This window comes from Pseudomonas sp. GW823-FHT06B06 (assembly GCF_058795195.1).
Map to the genome: position 1 here is coordinate 77,352 of NZ_JBXAHO010000014.1, position 16,849 is coordinate 94,200.

12 protein-coding genes are annotated in these 16,849 nt (G+C 58.2%); 4 read left to right on the forward strand and 8 right to left on the reverse strand.

Annotated elements, in window-relative coordinates:
- Nucleotides 1–14 precede the first annotated feature (14 nt).
- Together AC1Q8Q_RS15035 and AC1Q8Q_RS15040 are read right to left on the reverse strand one after the other, a co-directional pair.
- Complete coding sequence (locus AC1Q8Q_RS15035; protein ID WP_179056638.1) at nucleotides 15–719, reverse strand: FadR/GntR family transcriptional regulator; 705 nt, start codon at nucleotides 717–719, stop codon at nucleotides 15–17.
- A 66-nt stretch (nucleotides 720–785) separates the two neighbouring features.
- The gene (locus AC1Q8Q_RS15040) at nucleotides 786–2,099 is read right to left on the reverse strand and encodes a C4-dicarboxylate transporter DctA (protein ID WP_020798670.1); all 1,314 of its coding nucleotides are present in this window, start codon (nucleotides 2,097–2,099) and stop codon (nucleotides 786–788) included.
- Between AC1Q8Q_RS15040 and AC1Q8Q_RS15045 the strand changes: the two genes are divergently transcribed.
- The gene (locus AC1Q8Q_RS15045; RefSeq protein WP_020798671.1) at nucleotides 2,098–2,337 is read left to right on the forward strand and encodes a hypothetical protein; all 240 of its coding nucleotides are present in this window, start codon (nucleotides 2,098–2,100) and stop codon (nucleotides 2,335–2,337) included. The two genes, AC1Q8Q_RS15040 and AC1Q8Q_RS15045, sit on opposite strands and share 2 nt — an antisense overlap.
- Nucleotides 2,338–2,459: 122 nt before the next feature.
- Here the strand turns inward: AC1Q8Q_RS15045 and glyA are convergent, their stop codons facing one another.
- Both glyA and AC1Q8Q_RS15055 read right to left on the reverse strand, forming a co-directional pair.
- Nucleotides 2,460–3,713, reverse strand: coding sequence for a serine hydroxymethyltransferase (gene glyA, locus AC1Q8Q_RS15050; protein WP_020798669.1), 1,254 nt, complete (start codon nucleotides 3,711–3,713; stop codon nucleotides 2,460–2,462).
- Between the two features lie 251 nt (nucleotides 3,714–3,964).
- Entirely contained in the window at nucleotides 3,965–7,753 is a 3,789-nt protein-coding gene (locus AC1Q8Q_RS15055) for a sensor domain-containing protein (RefSeq protein ID WP_492615212.1), read from the reverse strand.
- 345 nt (nucleotides 7,754–8,098) lie between these two features.
- On the opposite strand from AC1Q8Q_RS15055, the gene ettA reads away from it, so the two are divergent.
- The 3 genes from ettA to gdhA all read left to right on the forward strand — a co-directional run bounded on the left by ettA (nucleotide 8,099) and on the right by gdhA (nucleotide 13,105).
- Entirely contained in the window at nucleotides 8,099–9,763 is a 1,665-nt protein-coding gene (ettA, locus tag AC1Q8Q_RS15060) for an energy-dependent translational throttle protein EttA (RefSeq protein WP_020798667.1), read from the forward strand.
- Between the two features lie 295 nt (nucleotides 9,764–10,058).
- The gene (locus tag AC1Q8Q_RS15065) at nucleotides 10,059–11,525 is read left to right on the forward strand and encodes a fibronectin type III domain-containing protein (protein ID WP_492615202.1); all 1,467 of its coding nucleotides are present in this window, start codon (nucleotides 10,059–10,061) and stop codon (nucleotides 11,523–11,525) included.
- 242 nt (nucleotides 11,526–11,767) lie between these two features.
- Nucleotides 11,768–13,105, forward strand: a complete 1,338-nt coding sequence (gene gdhA, locus AC1Q8Q_RS15070; protein WP_033041344.1) for an NADP-specific glutamate dehydrogenase — start codon at nucleotides 11,768–11,770, stop codon at nucleotides 13,103–13,105.
- On the opposite strand, the gene AC1Q8Q_RS15075 is transcribed toward gdhA, so the two are convergent.
- The 4 genes from AC1Q8Q_RS15075 to AC1Q8Q_RS15090 form a co-directional block, all read right to left on the reverse strand.
- Nucleotides 13,102–13,596 carry a GreA/GreB family elongation factor gene (locus AC1Q8Q_RS15075; protein ID WP_033041343.1) on the reverse strand — a complete coding sequence of 165 codons (495 nt, stop codon included), beginning with the start codon at nucleotides 13,594–13,596 and terminating at the stop codon, nucleotides 13,102–13,104. The two genes, gdhA and AC1Q8Q_RS15075, sit on opposite strands and share 4 nt — an antisense overlap.
- 70 nt (nucleotides 13,597–13,666) lie before the next feature.
- Entirely contained in the window at nucleotides 13,667–14,023 is a 357-nt protein-coding gene (locus AC1Q8Q_RS15080) for a hypothetical protein (RefSeq protein ID WP_020798663.1), read from the reverse strand.
- A gap of 224 nt (nucleotides 14,024–14,247) precedes the next feature.
- On the reverse strand, nucleotides 14,248–16,101 hold the full coding sequence (locus tag AC1Q8Q_RS15085; protein WP_492615203.1) for an Lnb N-terminal periplasmic domain-containing protein: 1,854 nt from the start codon (nucleotides 16,099–16,101) through the stop codon (nucleotides 14,248–14,250).
- Between the two features lie 96 nt (nucleotides 16,102–16,197).
- A complete protein-coding gene (locus tag AC1Q8Q_RS15090; RefSeq protein ID WP_020798660.1) occupies nucleotides 16,198–16,686 on the reverse strand; it encodes a DUF3015 domain-containing protein in 489 nt (162 codons plus the stop codon).
- Nucleotides 16,687–16,849: the final 163 nt, after the last annotated feature.

Consider the following 16,849-nt stretch of genomic DNA (forward strand, 5'->3'; position numbering starts at 1 on the left):
AATTTGAAACGGATTCAACTGCCGAGGTTGTCGTCCGGAATATTCAGTTCGATGCCCATGCGCTGGCCTTCGCGCAAAATGTGCCGGCGCATCTCGGCGCTGGCCTGGGCACTGTTCTTGCTGCGGATCGCGCGCACCACCGCTTCGTTTTCTTCAAGGCGTTCAGCCAGGTGCTCCGGGGAGTTGCGCAACACGTCGGCGCTCTGCTTCAGGGCATTGCTGGTCTGCTGGACCACGCTCTGGAAAATCGGATTCGACGTCAGCGTGAACAGCTCTTCATGGAACGCGATGTAGGCATTCACGCCGGCCTCGCTGTCATTGGCTTCCAGGGCTTCACGCATGTCCATCAGGGTCAGGCGCAGTTGCCCGACTTCCTTGCTGCTGATGGATTGCGCCACCAGGCCGACGATGAATGGCTCAAGGGTGTAGCGAAGTTGCAAAACGTCTTCCAGGCTCGCCCCGGCCACTGCGCTGTCGTGGCTTTGGCTGTCGCTGAGATTCGCGTCCAGCACCACCACGCCTTTGCCCGGCATGGAGCGCACCAGGCCGAGGGTTTCCAGGACGATGACGGCTTCGCGCAGGCTCGGGCGGCTGATGCCCAGTTGTTCGGCCAGTTCACGCTGCCCCGGGAGCATTTCGCCGGAGCGCCACTGACCGCGGGCCAGTGCGGCCCGAAGCTTTTCTACGACTGAATTTACAACGGTCGATGAGGTAATCACTGTTCGCTCCATGAGCATCTATAGCGTTGTTGGCCGTGCCTGCCCGAAAGCAGGCACGGCGTTTGTTCAAAATTCCTGCTGATGGGCCGGGGTCACCGGTTTTCTTGGCTGGAAGGTATAACCCACCTGGCCGGAAAGTACCTTGTTCGCCCGCTGCACATCGATGTCCTTTTCCCAACGAGCAATGGCCACGGTCGCCACGCAATTGCCGATCAGGTTGGTCAGCGCCCGTCCGATGCCCATGAACCAGTCCACTGCCAGCACCAATACCAGGCCCACCACCGGAATCGCCGGAATCGCCGTCAGGGTGGCTGCCAAAATGACCAGCGCCGAACCCGGAATGCCGTGCGCGCCCTTGGAGGTGATCAGTGACACCAGCAGAATCGTTAGCAGGTCGGTCATCGCCAGCGGCGTGCCGGTGGCATTGGCGATGAACACAATGGCCAGGGTCAGGTAGATCGAAAAACCGTCGAGGTTGAATGAATACCCGGTTGGAATCACCAGCCCGACCGTCGAGCTGCCGATGCCCAGATGCTCCAGCTTGCGCATGATTTGTGGTAGCACGGCATCGGACGAAGCGGTCCCCATGACGATCAACAGTTCTTCGCGCAGGTACTTGAGCAGCGGCCACATCCTCAGGCCGGACAGGCGCATCACCAGGCCTAGAATCAACGCGACGAAGGCCACGCAGGTCAGGTAGAACAAACCGACCAGGCTACCCAGGTGCTGCAGTGAATCCAGGCCATATTTGCTGGTGGTGAAGGCGATTGCGCCGAACACACCGATCGGCGCCAGTCGCACGATCATGCCCATGATGCGGAAGATCACGTGGCTGAGTTCATTGATCAGTCGCGAAATACCGGAGGCGGCTTCGCCCACCAGATTCAACGCACTGCCAAACAGCACCGAAAACAGCAGCACTTGCAGGATATTGTTGTCTGCGAAGGCACCTATTACAGAGGTCGGGATCAGGTCCATCAGGAACTGCGTGGTGGTGTGCATGTGCTGGCCACGTTGGGCGATATCGCCCATGTCTGCGGCAGAAAGCTGATCCAGATGAATGTTCGCGCCGCTGCCGATTCCAGTAGTGAAGGCGAATACCAGGCCGATCACCAACGCAATGGTGGTGAGGATTTCAAAGTAGATCACTGATTTCAGGCCGATGCGGCCGACCTTCTTAAGGTCGCCGGCACCGCTGATACCGCTAACCACTACGCAGAACACAATCAGGCCGATGAGCATTTTGATCAGCTTGATAAAACCGTCACCAAGTGGTTTGAGCTGAGCGGAATATTCGGGAAGGGTCAGCCCGCAGACGATGCCGAGCACCAGTCCGAGAACCACTTGGAGGAAGATTGAACGCGAGCACCATCTGAGCATGGGAGGAATCCTGGTCGGTGTCCTGGCTGCCGTGCGCGTCGCGCATCAGATTCAGGACTTAATTATTGTGGTCTTACCGGTATGTCCAGTGCAGGCGCAGTCTACGCTGGGTTTTTTCAAGATTACAAGGGGAAATCGTAAAATTGGCATGACCGGTCTGACCAGTTGTGCCGATCCTATTGAAAATCAAAAGATCGCAGCCTTCGGCAGCTCCTACGGAACCTGCGTACACCTGTGATTTCGCGAAATTACGCTACCTCTGTAGGAGCTGCCGAAGGCTGCGATCTTTTGATCTTTATGACGGACAAAAAAAACCGGCCATCTCTGGCCGGTTTTTTTGACCGCGGTTTAGCGGTGCAATTAAGCGCCGTATACCGGCAGCTTCTTGCAGATAGCCTTGACCTTCTCACGAACGGCATCGATCACCGCTTCGTTGTTCAGGTCTGCCAGGATGTCGCAGATCCAGCCGGCCAGTTCCTTGCACTCTGCTTCCTTGAAGCCGCGAGTGGTCACAGCCGGAGTGCCGAAGCGCAGGCCGGAGGTGACGAACGGGGAGCGAGGGTCGTTTGGCACGGAGTTCTTGTTCACGGTGATGAACGCTTTGCCCAGGGCGGCGTCGGCATCTTTACCGGAGATTTCCTGCTTGATCAGCGACAGCAGGAACAGGTGGTTTTCAGTACCGCCGGAAACCACGTCGAAACCGCGCTCGATGAACACGCTGGCCATGGCCTGGGCGTTTTTCACCACTTGTTGCTGGTAAGCCTTGAATTCAGGTTGCAGCGCTTCCTTGAAGCAAATCGCTTTAGCGGCGATCACGTGCTCCAGTGGGCCACCCTGGGCACCCGGGAATACCGCGGAGTTCAGCTTCTTCTCGATGTCGGCGTTGGCGCGAGCCAGGATCAGGCCGCCACGTGGACCGCGCAGGGTCTTGTGGGTGGTGGTGGTCACCACGTCAGCGAATGGCACCGGGTTCGGGTAGACGCCAGCGGCGACCAGACCGGCCACGTGGGCCATGTCGACGAACAGGTAGGCACCCACCTTGTCGGCGATTTCACGGAAGCGTGGGAAGTCGAGGATCTGCGAGTAGGCAGAGAAACCGGCCACGATCATTTTCGGCTTGTGCTCAACGGCCAGGCGCTCGACTTCGTCGTAGTCGATCAGGCCATTGGCGTCGATGCCGTACTGGATGGCGTTGTACAGCTTGCCGGAGGACGAAACACTGGCACCGTGGGTCAGGTGACCACCGTGGGCCAGGCTCATGCCCAGGATGGTGTCGCCAGCCGACAGCAGGGCCAGGTAAACGGCGCTGTTGGCTTGCGAACCGGCGTGCGGTTGAACGTTGGCGTAATCGGCACCGAACAGTTCTTTGGCTCGATCAATTGCAAGCTGCTCGACGATGTCAACGTACTCGCAACCACCGTAGTAGCGCTTGCCCGGGTAGCCTTCGGCGTACTTGTTGGTCAATACCGAGCCTTGAGCTTCCATCACCGCAGGGCTGGTGTAGTTTTCCGAAGCGATCAGCTCAATGTGCTCTTCCTGGCGCTGAGCTTCTTGCTCCATGGCGGCAAAGAGATCGGCGTCGTACTTGGCAATAGTCAAATCACGGCTGAACATGGCGGTCCTCAAGGATCGGGGGCGGAAAAGGGGGGCATTCTAACCCAATGGCTTTTGGAAGGCATATGAAACGACATCATGTCGCAGACAAGTGGGCTTCATGACGGGATCAGCGGTGAATGGGCCGGCCTCTTCGCGAGCAGGCTCGCTCCCACAGTGGATCTTGAGCGTTCAATAATTTTGTGTACACCCAAGAAACCCTGTGGGAGCGAGCCTGCTCGCGAAGGGGCCGCCCGCGTCACCACACAATGTCAGTCGAACATGAAGAGGGCATCATTGCTGAATTGCCCTTCAAAGGTGTGGGCCGGCATCGGCCGGCCAAACAGGTAACCCTGGACCTCATCGCAACCGTGTTCACGCAGGAAATCCAGTTGCTCCTGGGTTTCCACGCCCTCGGCGATCACCGCCAGGTTAAGGCTGTGGGCCATGGCGATGATCGCCCGGGCAATCTGCGCATCCTGTTCACCCGACGGCAGGCCGTCGACAAAGGTGCGGTCGATTTTCAGTACATCGATCGGGAACTGCTTGAGGTAGTTGAGCGATGAGTAGCCCGTACCGAAGTCGTCGACCGCGATGCTCAGGCCAAGGTTTTTCAACCCGGCGAGAATCTGCATGGCTTCGCTGACTTCGCGCATCAGGATACTTTCGGTCAGTTCCAGTTCCAGGCACGCCGGCGGCAGGCCGGTTTCCTTCAGGATGTTGGCGATCCGCGTGCCAAGCTGGCCGTCGGAGAATTGCCGTGCCGAGATGTTCACCGACACCTTCGGCACGCGCACCTTGGCCTGATGCCAGGTCTTGAGCTGGCGGCAGGCCTCGCTGATCACCCAATCCCCGACGTCCACCACCAGTCCGAGTTCTTCAAGCACCGGAATAAAATCTCCCGGCGGTACCAGTCCACGGCGCGGATGACGCCAGCGCAGCAAGGCTTCGGTGCCGGTCAGGCGTTTGCCATCGCCGCTGAACTGCGGTTGGTAGTACAGCACGAATTCGTTTTGTTCCAGGGCATGTCTCAAGTCGCTTTCCAGTTCGAGGCGCTCCAGGGCGCTGGCGTTCATGTCCGCCTGATAGAACTGGAAGTTGTTCTTGCCGCGCTCCTTGGCGTGGTACATCGCGGTGTCGGCGTTCTTCATCAACTGGCTCAGTTCATTGCCGTCCTGCGGACTCAAGGCGATGCCGATACTGGCCGTGACGAAGAACTCACGGCCTTCGAGTACGAAGGGTTTGACCAGGCTGGCGAGGATCTGCTCCGCCACGTGAATCGCCCGCGTCAAGGCGATTTCCCGGTTGGCCCGCGGTTGCAGGAGCAAGGTGAACTCATCGCCGCCCATGCGCGCGACCGTGTCGTCGTCGTCGACGCAACCGAGCAGGCGCGTGGCCATTTCCTTGAGCATGCGATCACCGGCGGCATGGCCCAGGGAGTCGTTGATCGGCTTGAAGCGGTCCAGGTCGAGGAACATCAACACCACCCAGGACTTCTGCCGTTCAGCCGCCTGCAACGCCGTGTGCAGGCGATCCTGGAACAGTGTGCGGTTGGGCAGGTGGGTCAGGGCGTCGTAATAGGCCAGGCGGTGAATCCGTTGTTCACTGGCCTTGCGTTCGCTGATATCGCTGAAGAAACACACGTAGCTGGCCAGGTCGCCTTCGTCGTCCAGAACCGCGGTAATGCCGACCCAGGCCGGATAATGCTCGCCATTGCGCCGACGCAGCCACACTTCGCCTTCCCAGGTGCTGTGCTGGTTCAGTTGCTTGAGCACGTAGCGCAAATGAGCTTCCTGCTGCTCATCGACGGTGAGCATGTTGGGCAACTGGTCGAGTACCTGTTCCACGGCATAACCGCTGACACGGCTGAAGGCTTCATTGGCCTGGACGATATAGCCGGCCGGGTCGGTGATGAGGATCGCCGAGGTCGAGTGTTCGAATACCGTGGCGGCCATGCGCAGGTCTTTCTCGGCCCGGCGTTGCTGGCTGATGTCGCGACCGACGCCCAGCACGCCTTCGAATGCACCGTGTTCGTCCCAGACCAGGACCAGTCGCAGCTCGATAGGAATCTTGCGCCCATCGCCGCGCAGGCAGTCGAACAGGAATAGTTGGGTTTGCACCTGGCTGCGCAGAAGGGCCAGCTGTTCAGGTTTATCCAGCGCTTTGCTGACGCGATCCATCAGGCTATAGATGCCACTCAACTGCTGCGGATTGGCAATGGTCGATTGCCAGCCGTTCTGGAAAATCCACTCCACTTCGTAGCCCAGCACCCCCTGCACGGAAGGGCTTACGTAGTTGAGTGCCATGCGGCTGTCGGTGGAAAAAATCACGTCGCTGATGCTTTCGGCGAGCATGCGGTAGCGCTGCTCGCTGTCGCGCAGCGACTCGCTGGCCTCGATCTGTTCGGTTACGTCCTTGGCCACGCCAATGATGCGGGTGACCTGGTCGTGCTTGTCCCGTGCCAGTGCCTGCTCGCGAATGTCGAAACGCCGCCATTGCCCGTCACGGTGGCGAAAGCGCAACTGGCATTGCATCAATTGGCTGTAGCCGCCTTGCCGCTGGGTCTGGCGCGACCTGTGGTAGTAATCGGCATCGTCGGGATGCAGGAGGATTTCCCAGAAGTACTCGCCCATCTGCTGCAGTTCGGTGCGGTTGTAGCCCAGCGTTTGGCCCAGATGGTGGTTGCTGAAGATCATTCGCTGGCTGATCACGTCTTGCACGTAAAGGTGATCGGGCACGGTCCGCACGACGTCAGACCAGAAACGTTCGCGCTCCTGCTGCGACAGCTCGATGAGCTTGCGGCTGGTGATATCGGTGATGCTCAGGATCACCGCCTTGAAGTCGTCAGGGTTCTGCGGCAGGCGCAACACCAGCCACAGATGCTGGTCACGACCCGAGGCGTCCTGGAGTTTGATTTCCAGTTCGAGCTGTTGCTGTTGCCTGTGCACCGCTTCGAGCACCTGATTGCCGATGGCACTGCCCTCTACGGGATTGCCATCGATCAACAGCCTCCAGACGTGTTCACAGGTATCGACGTTAAGCAGCTGTAGGGCGACCTGATTGACTTCGGTAATGCGCAGCTCCTGCAACAGCTGCCGGCGCTGTTGCGCAACCGCCAGCCATGCTTGCAGTTGCTCGTCGCTCAGCAGCTGGGCCTTGTCAAACACGCTCCGCAGGCCAGACATGTCGAGTACGCACAATGCCACGCCGGAGCCTTCGAAAATTTCCTGGTAGCGTCGGCGACCTTCGTGCAGCTGGCGCTGCCGACGGCGCATGTTTAGCAGGACGATGAACGGCAGCATGGAAAAAGCCAGGCATAGCAGGCATTTGCCAATGAAAGCCGGCAGCAGTTCTTCGAGCACTCGCTGGCGATCGAACAGTCCACGTAGTTGCCAGTCGCTGCTGCTCAGCGCGACGGTCAGCACGCTGTTGGCCACATCGTCCTGGGTCAAGGTGCCTGGGTTGACCTGCGGCAATGCCTCGTCGCGGCTGAGGATCTGGTGATTGAAGCGATTTTCCACCAGCCACAGCGGGGCAGTGCCCGTTTCGTTCAGATGGGTCAGTGAGGTGAAAAACGTCGGCTTTAAGCGCAAGGCCCAATAGCCGCGATTGCTGCCGCTGGCTTGATGTAGCAGCAGATACACCCGCGAGCCGTCGATGGCGTTGCTGTAGTAGTGGGGTTGGGCGCGACTGCGTCGGACCAGCTCTCCCAGATAGTCTGCATCGTCGCTGGTGCCGGCCGTGTCACTGAGGATTCTTCCCGAAGGGCTGAGCAGTGCCAGGCTCGAAAGCTCCGGCAAGGACTTTTGCAGTTTGCGCAGTAGGTCCTGCAGCTCGTCAGCTCTTTGCGGCTGCTCGACAATCGGTAGCAGGTTGAGGGCGATCTGGGCGTTGAGCGCCATGTTCAGGCTGACTTGTGCGGCCTGGTCGGCGGTGTGGTCGATGGTCGCCTGGCGTTGGATCTTCTGGGTTTCCCGAAGCTGATCGAGCAGTTGCCAGCACAACAAGGCGAGCAGCAGCAACACGAGCATCGCCATAGCGCCCTTGAGTGTGCCGTGCATGGGCGAGCCGGGTGCAACAGTCGGTGCACGGGGGATCAGGGACGGAGGGACACTGGACAAACTGTAATCCTGCGGTTTGGCTGGACTGGCGCGACGTGCACTATAAGTCGGACGCCCGAAGGGCGGCTAGCATGCCTTGAGTTGTGGCGAAGTGCCAGTCCCGCTCGGCTGGACTGCCATCTGTCATTAAGGTAGCTTTGCCGATTACGCGGGAGCGTTCCAGCTCCTAGAATCAGACTTTTTTCAGCGCCTGCGCATTGACCTCGTCAAGCGTACGTCGCGCATGGTCTGGCCGGGCATCGCCTGCGCTCTATTCATTCATCAGTCACTGACCCTAGGTTCTCCATGGCTCAATACGTATTCACCATGCATCGGCTGGGCAAAGTTGTTCCGCCGAAGCGGGAAATCCTGAAAAACATCTCCTTGTCGTTCTTCCCGGGCGCCAAGATCGGGGTACTCGGCCTCAACGGTTCGGGTAAGTCCACCCTGTTGAAAATCATGGCTGGCGTCGACACCGAGTTCGACGGCGAAGCCCGTCCGATGCCGGACCTGAACATCGGCTATCTGCCGCAAGAACCACAACTGGACCCGACCAAGACCGTGCGTGAAGTGGTCGAGGAAGCGGTCAGCGTGATCAAGGACGCCCAGGCGCGCCTGGACGAGGTCTACGCGGCCTACGCCGACCCGGATGCCGACTTCGACAAGCTGGCTGCCGAACAGGCCAAGCTCGAAGCCATCCTGCAAGCCAGCGATGGCCATAACCTGGAGCGCCAGCTGGAAGTCGCCGCCGACGCGCTGCGCCTGCCGGCCTGGGACGCAAAAGTAGAACACCTGTCCGGTGGTGAAAAGCGTCGTGTGGCCCTGTGCCGCCTGCTGCTGTCCGCGCCAGACATGCTGCTGCTCGACGAACCGACCAACCACCTGGACGCCGATTCCGTTGCGTGGCTGGAGCACTTCCTGCACGACTTCCCGGGCACCGTGGTCGCGATCACGCACGACCGTTACTTCCTGGACAACGTCGCTGGCTGGATCCTGGAACTCGACCGCGGCGCGGGCATTCCGTACGAGGGCAACTATTCGGGTTGGCTGGAAGCCAAGTCCGATCGTCTGGCCCAGGAATCCAAGCAGCAGTCGGCTCACGAAAAAGCCATGAAGGAAGAACTGGAGTGGGTGCGCAAAGGCGCCAAGGCCCGCCAGTCGAAATCCAAGGCACGTCTGCAACGCTTCGAGGAAATGCAATCGCAGGAATTCCAGAAGCGCAGCGAAACCAACGAGATCTACATCCCGGCGGGTCCACGCCTGGGCGACAAGGTCATCGAGTTCAAGAACGTCACCAAGGGCTACGGCGATCGCGTATTGATCGACAACCTGTCGTTCTCCATGCCTAAAGGCGCCATCGTCGGTGTGATCGGCGGTAACGGTGCCGGTAAGTCGACCCTGTTCCGCATGCTGATGGGCAAGGAAACACCGGATTCGGGCAGCATCGAAGTCGGCGAAACCGTGCAGTTGGCTTGCGTGGACCAGAGCCGCGAAGACCTGGACGGCAGCAAGACCGTGTTCCAGCAAATCTCCGATGGTTCCGACCAGATCCGCATTGGTAACTACGAGATTCCGTCGCGCACCTACGTCGGCCGCTTCAACTTCAAGGGCGGCGACCAGCAGAAGTTCGTCAAGGACCTCTCCGGTGGTGAGCGTGGTCGCTTGCACCTGGCGCTGACCCTGAAAGAGGGCGGCAACGTCCTGCTGCTCGACGAACCGTCCAACGACCTCGACGTCGAAACCCTGCGCTCCCTGGAAGAAGCCCTGCTCGACTTCCCGGGCGCCGCCATTGTGATCTCTCACGATCGGTGGTTCCTTGACCGCGTCGCGACTCACATCCTGGCGTACGAAGATGACTCGCAAGCGGTGTTCTTCGAAGGCAACTACACCGAGTACGAAGCCGACCGCAAAAAGCGTCTTGGCGAAGCCGCTGCCCAACCACATCGGGTACGGCACAAAAAACTGGCCTGATTTCGGGTTGGTGGTTTGAAAAAAAAGCGGTGCCTTCGGGCCAATGCCAGTCAGTCATGCTGACTGGCATTTTTATTTCTGGCCGGAGGATTGTAACGCTCGATTCAGATCCTTCCTGGCAAAACGAGACAGTACAGTGATTTTAAGTCGGTGCGATGTTTAGGTATTGAAGAAAGCCGGAAAGAAGCTGTTTAGAGATTGCAACCTAGTAGTTCTGCTAGTGGTGGATGTGAAATTACTGTTTATACTCGCTTATGTGGTTTAACACTAATTCGCTTTCTCTCCGGTGATTATAATGAAAACTTCAAATTTACCTTTGCTTCCTAAAGCAAGTCCGATTCCTGATCCTTTGATTACAATCCAGGCTTCTAATGTTACTGCTACGACATGTCGGATAAGCTGGCAGGTATATGGGTACTGGGGTGGTGTTGATTTATATAACGGCCGTGCTCATGTGGGCCAATATAGTGGCGGAGGGTCTTATGAATTTACCGGGCTGACATCCAAGACGCCTTATGTGTTTTCTGTGCATCCTAAAACACATGGTCCAGGCAGCCCTGAAGGTAAAAGTGTGCCTGTTACCACCGCCAGGCACAAACCGAGTCCTCCGTCATTTCTTGAGGCTTTCAATCAAACTTCGTCTGAGGTTAGTTTGTTCTGGGGGGACGGTGCAGTCGACGGTGGTGAGCCACGCTATGAACTAAGGCGTGATAATGATTTGATGGAAGTGTCACGCCATCCTCCTTATAAAGATACCGCTCCAGAGCAAGGGCGAGTTCATAAATACTGCATGCGTACGTATGATGAGGAATTTAACCGTTCCGATCCCATTTGTGTCGATGTCGAGTTCGAAGACTTTACCGCACCGACAGTGCCTACTGATCTGAGAACCACCAATTTAGGGCTTATCTTCAGTTGGGATGAATCCAGTGACAGCTCAGGGCATGTTACCTATCGGGTCGATCAGGGAGTTGATCATAAATTAGGGGAAACTATAAATACTGAGTTTGCTATTGCCGGTCTGGTTCCAGGTCAACGCTACGAGTTTGGTGTAACTGCGTTCGATCCTACGGGCAATGAATCAAATCGGGTTTTTGTTCAATATCCCAAGGTTGGTATTCCATTTAACGTTGGGGAAGTTAATTTTCCTGCAAAAAACCAACTTCCAGGGTTTTCAGGTTCCGTCGGGTCTCGATTCACGCCAACGCCTCCGACCTATTTTAAGCCTTTTAATCACACGGCGAGTCAGGTTTCATTTTATTGGTACGGCGGTGAAGTAGAAACTGGTGAACCTCGATATGAACTGCGTCGAGATAATCAGCTCCTCGAGATACCAATTTCGCCCCCCTATACCGATACAGATCCACAGGAAGGACGAGAGCACGTTTACTGCATTCGAACTTACGATGAGTCATTTCGCTACTCGGAGCCTGTTTGTGTCAAGGTTAGTTTTCCGGACTTTACCTCGCCGACAGACCCCTCGAATCTTCGAACCACTGATCTTGGCCTAACATTGACGTGGGAGCCGTCGTATGACAGCTCTGGCAATATTACTTATATCGTCGAACAGGGCGGTATAGAGTCGGGGCGTACGAAAGAGACCGAGTTTGCTGTTACCGGGCTGGAATCAGGTAAGCGATATACGTTTAGCGTAAGGGCGGTGGATGGTACCGGGCATGAGTCAGATCGCGTATCTGTTCATTATCCTGCATTGGGTATTCCTCTTCCGGGGAAACGTGTCGGTTCGGCCCTATTGGCTTGACCTGCTCAACCAAGCCCTGATGCTGGCGCATCAGGGCTTTTATGTGCGGGGTGCATGCTAGTGCAAGCCCTGCGGATGAGGTCCCCTTTATGGTGCATGAAGTACTGAAAAATCGATTATTTTATATCTTGAGCACCATTTAATTTCATAAATGCGACATTCTGCTCTATTCCTGTGCGCGTTACGTTTGTTAAAGTCCGGCCCAATTTCTTCCAACGACAATAATTTGCCGAGACTTTTCCATGATCGAATCCGTCGAATCCTTCCTTGCCCGGCTGAAAAAGCGCGACCCGGACCAGCCTGAATTCCACCAGGCCGTCGAGGAAGTCTTGCGTAGCCTGTGGCCCTTTCTCGAAGCCAATCCGCATTACCTGACCTCAGGCATCCTGGAGCGCATGTGCGAGCCGGAGCGAGCTATCGTGTTCCGCGTGTCCTGGGTCGACGATCACGGCAAGGTGCAGGTCAATCGCGGTTTCCGTATCCAGATGAACAGCGCCATTGGCCCGTACAAAGGCGGCCTGCGTTTCCATCCGTCGGTGAATCTGGGCGTCTTGAAGTTCCTGGCCTTCGAGCAGACCTTCAAGAACTCGTTGACGTCGTTGCCCATGGGTGGCGGCAAAGGCGGTTCCGATTTCGACCCCAAAGGCAAAAGCGACGCCGAAGTCATGCGCTTCTGCCAGGCCTTCATGAGTGAGCTGTATCGCCACATTGGCGCCGATGTCGACGTGCCGGCCGGCGATATCGGCGTCGGTGCCCGCGAGATCGGCTTCCTGTTCGGTCAGTACAAGCGCCTTAGCAACCAGTTCACCAGCGTGTTGACCGGCAAGGGTCCGAGCTATGGCGGCAGCCTGATTCGCCCTGAGGCCACCGGGTTCGGTTGCGTGTACTTCGCCGAGGAAATGCTCAAGCGTCGCGGTGAAACCGTCGAAGGCAAACGTGTGGCGATCTCGGGTTCTGGCAACGTTGCGCAGTACGCGGCGCGCAAGGTCATGGACCTGGGCGGCAAGGTTATTTCGCTGTCTGACTCCGAAGGCACGCTGTACTGCGAGAGCGGGCTGACCGAAGAGCAGTGGCAGGCGCTGCTTGAGCTGAAGAACGTGCAGCGCGGACGCATCAGCGAACTGGCGGGTCGATTTGGCCTGGAGTTCCTGGCTGGCCAGCACCCATGGGGGCTGAGCTGCGACATCGCGCTGCCGTGCGCCACGCAAAACGAACTGGATGCCGAGGCGGCACAGGCGTTGCTGCGCAATGGCTGCTTCTGTGTGGCGGAAGGGGCGAACATGCCGACCACCCTCGAAGCCGTGGACCTGTTTATCGAAGCAGGCATCCTGTTCGCGCCGGGCAAGGCGTCCAATGCCGGTGGTGTTGCTGTCAGCGGTCTGGAGATGTCGCAGAACGCCATGCGTTTGCTATGGACCGGCGGTGAGGTGGACAGCAAGCTGCACGCCATCATGCAGTCGATCCATCATGCTTGCGTGCATTACGGTGAGGAGAATGGCCAGGTCAACTACGTCAAGGGCGCAAACATCGCCGGTTTCGTCAAAGTCGCCGACGCGATGCTGGCCCAAGGTGTGGTTTAAGCCGGTTCGATACGAATGATCTCGATCGTTTGATCACCGGCCGGGCGTTGCCACAGCACCTCGTCACCGAGTTGCGCCCCGAGCAGTGCCCGACCCAGCGGCGATCCCCAATTGATCAGGCCATGAGCGGCATCGGCCTGATCTTCGCCCACCAGTTGCACCCGGTGCTCGGCGTCATGTTCATCGGCGTAGGTCACCCGACTGCCGATCTGCACTTTTTCGGTGGACGTGGCGACTGGTACGACCTGGGCGCTGCCCAAGCGTTGCTTGAAGTAACGCAGGTCGCGCTCCAGGTCGGCCAGGCGCTGCTTGTCGGCCTGATCGCCCTCCGCAGACTGCGCGGCGTGCAGCGCTTGCAGTTCGCCAACCTTGGCCTGCAGCAGTTTCAGGCCCTGTGGTGTGACGTAGTTGGGCTGCGCGCTGACCTGCCGTTCGACTGGCTGATCGGCTTGCGCAGCGGCGTTATCTTCATTGACGAATGCCCGGCTCATGGTTTTCTCCCGTTATAGGGTTTGGGCCATGCTCGCAGGCATTTGGTTGCACAGGATGTCTGAAAGCGACTCATGGCGAGCGATAGGCTCGAGCGGCATCCTGATCCTTCTGTTGCTCCCAGGCTTTGTCCCGTTCATTGAGGTGACTGTTGCGATAGCTCTCACGATCCTCGTTTTCGCGCATGGCCTGACACTGACGGAAACCATCGCTCCAGCCTTCGGCGTAATTCTTGTCCTTCAGGTAGCGCGGGACGTTTTTTCGAAACTCGCCGGTGATGGCCCCGGCGGCCTGTCGACCACTGCTGCACCCATCATCGAACCCGTCGGCGAATGCCGGTGGATAACCCTTGGCGATCAGATCTTCGTGGGTTGTCTGGCAACCAGCGATCAACATCAACAAACTCAACACACCTGCGCAACGCCACATCTCGGACTCCCGGGGCCGTTTAACGGCCTATAAGGGAAGTCTAGGTGCGGGTTCGTCAGGTGTTTGTGGAAGGCCTGTGAAAAATCCATTCAACACCACAACCCCCACCCCCCTGTGGGAGCGAGCCTGCTCGCGAAGGCGGTGGATCAGCCGCCATCGATGTCGGCAGACAGTGCGCATTCGCGAGCAGGCTCGCTCCCACAGGGTGGATCGGTGCATTTTGGTCAGTAGTGATACCACTTCACCTCTAGCATCACTTCATTCTCAGGCGTGGCCAGGTGGCTGAACTCGCGCTGGGCGCTCAGGCGCAAACCGAGGTTGCGCGACAATTCCCACTGCTGGTTCAGGCTCAGGCTACGGCGCACTTCGCCATTGGTGAAGAAATCGCCTTTTGCCTCCAGGCTCAGATTGCCCAGCGGGTTTTTCCACAGCAGGCCGGTGTTGAAACCTGCTGCCGGCGATATGAATTCGGCGAAGTCATTATTGTGCTCCACGCGCACGGTACCCAGGGCGAACCCCAGCATGTCGTCGCCCAGTTGCCAGGTTCCGCCGCCGCCGCCATTGACGTGGCTGACCAGGGTTTCATCGTCATGCTTGCCCGGCACTCGCTCCAGGCCACCAGTGACCTGCCACGACAACGGTTGCAGCAACTCATTTCGCGGGGTCAGGGAGCGAATGGTCGCCAGGTCCAGTTGCTGCACTTGCCAGTCATTGCCTTCGTACTGGCGCAGTTTCAATTGCAGGATCTCGATCTGTGCGCCGAGGGGGAAGCTTTCGGCGTTGTCATTGAGATCGTGATAGGCCATGCGCAAGCCGTACTCGCCAAAGGCGCGGTCACCACGGGTGCCCAGACCGGCCTGCCAGGTGCGCGACTCGTGGCCGTCCTCGGGCAGGCCAGGCTGCGGGATGTCCAATTCGGGTGCGGGATTGCGGTTGATCGCCCGCAGCAACTCAAAGCTGCGCTGGGCCCGCTGCGGATCTCGCTCCTGGCCGTTGGCGCGATAGCGTTCCAGGCGGTAGGCCGCATCGATGATCAGCGCCTGGCGGTCACGGGGTTGCGCCTTGAATTCGGGCGTTTGCAATTGATTCTGGTCGGCGCTGACCTTCAGTACCCACTGTTGTTCTTCATCGGTCAGTGGCTCGGTTCGGCTCAGCAATTCCCGTTCGCGAGACGGACGATACTGGATGGACTCCACCAGCCCGGCCTCTTTCACGGCCTTGACGGTGTCGGTGGGAATGGCTGTCAGTGGGAATTGCTCGGTCAGGCGCAGACTCGGACGCGCGACTTGCAGCAGTTCCAGCAGGCGATAGGAGCAGTTTTCGTCGAAGAAGAAATAGTCGAACTGAATCTGTTTCAGTTCCCAGACGTGCTCGACCATGCGCGCCGTTTCCTTCTGGGTCAGGTTCAGGCGGTACTCCCACAAGTCACGGTTTTCGAGACTGCGGTATTCCGAGAGCTTTTCCTGGTAAGGCACCAGCGCAAACAGCCCCGGATAGCCCCCCATCAAGCCTTTCCAGGCGTACAGGATGCTGTTGTCGGAACCCTCGATGTAGGCGCCGAAGTTGATCGCGTAACTGAGCAGCGAGGTCTTGTCGCTTTGCACGTCGGCCTGATCGATGCGCAGCAATGTGTGGCCGAACATCGATGACGGGCTGTTCAGGTAGGCCGCCGGGAAGATCATCACCGCGCTGTGGGGCGAAACGTCCTTGAACCATTGATTGAACTCGGCGCAGTCCAAAGCCGGCAGGTCGGTCAGGTTGAGCTGCGCCTTGAGCCAGCGGGTTCGTGCCGGGTAGACGCACTGCGCATGCTGTTCGCCGGAAGTGGCCGGGGCGTACAAGGCTTGCACGGTGGCCGCCAGTTCACGGTCCGGGTGTTCGTTGCCATCGGCGGCAAGAAAAAATTTCTTGTCGCTGACATAGCTACGCCAGCCACCAAGCTTGGCGGTTTCGTAATGGCCCAGGGAGATCCAAAAGGGGTCGTTGGCCAGTTGCTGCAAACGTTGTGGATCGATGTGAGGCGCGGCGGACAGCGGGGCGCAGACACAGAGCGCCAGCCAGGCAAGGCGTTTGAGCATAATCAGCAACTTAAACAGGAAAAAAACAAAGACCCAAGGAGGGGGCAGGTCCAAAAAATAAACCCGCTTCCCGAAAGAAGCGGGGTGCGCTGGAGCTTAAGCCTGAGTGGCGTACTTGGCCAGGCGAGGATCGCTCTTGAGAACGGCCAGGGTGTTGGTATGCACATCTTCCGCGGTCACGTCAGCTTTGCTGAAGATCTGCTGGAAGTGCTCGTGAGTGACGGCGGCGAAGTGCGCACGGTCTTCCGGCGCCACGCCCAGTACTACGGCGTAGGTGGTCAGCGCTTCGCCCTGACCTTTAGCCATGTCTTCGGACAGCTCGTTCATCATGCCATTCATGGCAAACCAGGATTTGCCGCCATAGGTCAGCGACGCGTTGGTCGAGCAACCGTTGGTACCGGAAGTCATACCAAATGTTGCGTTGCCGGAAGTGCCGTTGGTGGTGGATGCCAGGAAGTGAGCCGGGGTACCACGCTGACCTTCGAACAGCATGTTGCCCCAACCGCAATCCGGGCCGCCTGGCGCCTGAGCCATGGCGTTGATGGATACCGCGGTGAAGAGAGTACCAAGAAGAATCCGTTTCATAGCTTTGTTCTCTTTTATGTGCAAACCAATGGACAAGGGTTCTGGCGCCTATCTCGCCAGTGTGGACTGGTTATTAATCCAGTCGCGCAGTTTGGAGTTTAGGCATGATCAAGGGGTTCCGTGATTTTTTGCCAAATATTCGTTGAAAACGCTGATTTGGCGC